Below are 2,893 nucleotides of genomic sequence, written 5' to 3' on the forward strand. Positions count from 1 at the left end.
CTCCCGCCCTCACCCTCAAGGCGGGCACCTCCTGGTCCGACGCCTGGCGGCGCTGTCTCGCCGTCGCCCCCGAGGCCTTCCGGGACGACCGCGTCCTCAACCTCTGGGGCGCCGCCTGGCAGGCCGACGGCCGGGTGCTGCCCGCCACCAGCCCCGTCGACGGCAGCCCCGTCGCGGGCCCGCCCCGCCTGGACGCCGCCACCGCGCACCGGGCGGTCCGCGCCTCACTCGACCAGCACCGGGCCTGGCGCCACGTCCCCCTCGGTGAGCGCCGGGCCCGGGTCGCCGCCGCCCTCGACGCCCTCACCCACCACCGCGACCTGCTCGCCCTGCTGCTCGTCCGGGAGATCGGCAAGCCCTGGCGGCTCGCCCTGGCCGACGTGGACCGGGCCATCGACGGAGTGCGCTGGTACGTCGACGGCATCGAGCCCATGGTCGAGAACCGGGCCCCGCTGGACGGCCCGGTGTCCAACATCGCCAGCTGGAACTACCCGATGAGCGTGCTCGTCCACGCGATGCTGGTCCAGGCCCTCGCCGGGAACGCGGTCATCGCGAAGACCCCGACCGACGGCGGCGTCGCCTGCCTCACCCTGGCGTGCGCGCTCGTCGCCCGCGAGGGGATCCCCGTCACCCTGGTCAGCGGCAGCGGGGGCGAGCTGTCGGAGGCGCTGGTGCGGGCCCCCGAGATCGGCTGTGTCTCCTTCGTCGGCGGCCGGGACACCGGCGCCGCCGTCGCCACGGCCGTCGCCGACCTCGGCAAACGACACATCCTGGAACAGGAGGGCCTGAACACCTGGGGCATCTGGAACCACACCGACTGGGACGCGCTGACCGCCGTCGTCCCCAAACTGTTCGACTACGGCAAACAGCGCTGCACGGCCTACCCGCGCTTCGTCGTCCAGCGCGCGCTGTTCGACGACTTCCTCGCGGCGTACCTCCCGGCGGTCCGCACCCTGAGGGTCGGCCATCCGCTGGCCGTCGAGCACCCGGACGACCCCTTCCCGCAGCTCGACCTCGGCCCGGTGATCAACGCGGCCAAGGCCAAGGAACTCACCGACCAGGTCGCCGAGGCCGTCGTCCGGGGCGCCGTCCCGCTGCACCGGGGCAGCCCCGCCGACGCCCGCTTCCTGCCCGGCCAGGACACGAGCGCCTACGTGCAGCCCGTCACCCTCCTGAACCCGCCGCCGTCCTCGCCGCTCCACCACGCGGAACCCTTCGGCCCCGTCGACACGATCGTCCTCGTCGACACCGAGGCGGAGCTGCTCGCCGCCATGAACGCCTCGAACGGCGCGCTCGTGGCCACCCTGTCCACCGACGACCGGGCGACGTACGAGCGGCTGGCCCCGCAGATCCGGGCGTTCAAGGTCGGCCACGGCGCTCCCCGCTCACGCGGGGACCGCGAGGAACTCTTCGGCGGCTTCGGGGCGTCCTGGCGCGGCGCCTTCGTCGGCGGTGAGCTGCTGGTGAAGGCGGTCACCCAGGGACCGCCGGGGGAGCGGCTGCCCGGCAACTTCCCCGAGTACCACCTCAGGCCGTGACCATCCGACCGTGATCACCCGATCACCCCTGGTGAGAGGCGTGCGGGCCGACTCGGCGAGGCCCGCACGACCCCACTCCGGGGCCCGGATACGCAGGTGAAAGCCACTCCGAAACCTTGGTATTGTTGTCCATGTCGCCGCGGGGAACACCCCCGCCCAGGCGGCAGACACCTGGTCCGGGTGGCGGAATGGCAGACGCGCTAGCTTGAGGTGCTAGTGCCCTTTATCGGGCGTGGGGGTTCAAGTCCCCCCTCGGACACCACAGTTTCACGACGTCCTCAAGAGTTCACGATTACCGGTCGAGTCTATGACTCACCGGTATTTCGTCGTTCACGGGCCCCGATTTGTGTTCGGCTCGATGCCGCACCCTGGACAAGCACGTCGGCAAGACGGACGAGCAGCTCGCGCAGCGCCTGCACGACCAGCAGACGAACGGGCCGACCCAGGCATGGCCGTACGGCAAGCCGCACGCCGGCGCCGTGTCGTCCTTCCCGAACTACCAGCGGGCGGCGCAGCCGCGCGCTGGACGCCTACCTCCGTCACACCTGGCACTCCCGCCCCTGGGCCATCGCGGAGGCCGAGCGCCAGCTGCGCGAGTACAGCCGCAACCCGCCGGGTCGTATCCGGCTCGGGCTCGGCGAGTTCTACGCGATCCCGGACACCGGGATGCCCCAGTCCGAGATCGGTGACTGGCTGATGGTGCCGGCCGACCACCTGAAGAAGAGCATCGAGGAGGGCGACGTCCCGGAACCGTCGTCTCCGCAGACGCACTGGGAGTGGCACGCGCGCTTCCCGGAGACCGCGCAACTGCTCGGCGGCTGGTTCTCGCAGGACGTCGTCGACGATTTCCCCGATCACGACGCCGTCGCCGACTACGCCGCCACCACCGATCCCCACGTGGTCGCACGCCTCGTGGGCGAGCTCCACGAACTGCTCGCCCTCCCCCTGGACGAGGGGGACTACGCCTTGGCGACCGCCGAACTCGGTATGGAGGTCGGGCCGCCCGAGCCGTTCTCCCACGGTGCCTGGTTCCGGTCGGTGGCGGCGGAGCTGTCCGGCGGCTGATAAGGCCCAGGGCGGCCCCGCCCCGCGCCGGGGGGCCGGAGGCAGGTGGGCCGGTCACCGACAGCGCGCCCATGGTTCCCGGCTTCCGCCGAGTCGTCGGCTCGGTGGGCCGCTCTCGTCGGTGCGGGGCGGCGGGTGGTGCCTGCCGGAGGGCGCCGGACCGTTCGCTCGACGCGGTGCTCACCCCCGCCCACACGGTCCTGCCAAGGCCGGAACGGCGGTCGGTGACACCCCTGTCGTCGGGGGCCGGCGGGCCGGGGGCAATGAAAACAAGGGGAGGCGGATAAGGG

The 2,893-nt window shown here is 72.5% G+C and carries 1 protein-coding gene, 1 tRNA gene and 1 pseudogene; all 3 read left to right on the forward strand.

The window, feature by feature from the left end:
- On the forward strand, positions 1-1,538 hold a 1,538-nt coding region (locus AOK15_RS29065), incomplete at its 5' end, for an aldehyde dehydrogenase family protein (protein ID WP_055521315.1).
- A gap of 174 nt (positions 1,539-1,712) precedes the next feature.
- Positions 1,713-1,800 (forward strand) — tRNA-Leu (locus AOK15_RS29070).
- Between the two features lie 236 nt (positions 1,801-2,036).
- Positions 2,037-2,603 (forward strand): annotated as a pseudogene (locus AOK15_RS29075) (contact-dependent growth inhibition system immunity protein); the annotation flags it as partial.
- Positions 2,604-2,893: the final 290 nt, after the last annotated feature.

Source organism: Streptomyces ossamyceticus (genome assembly GCF_001418475.1).
GTDB classification, from domain to species: domain Bacteria; phylum Actinomycetota; class Actinomycetes; order Streptomycetales; family Streptomycetaceae; genus Streptomyces; species Streptomyces ossamyceticus.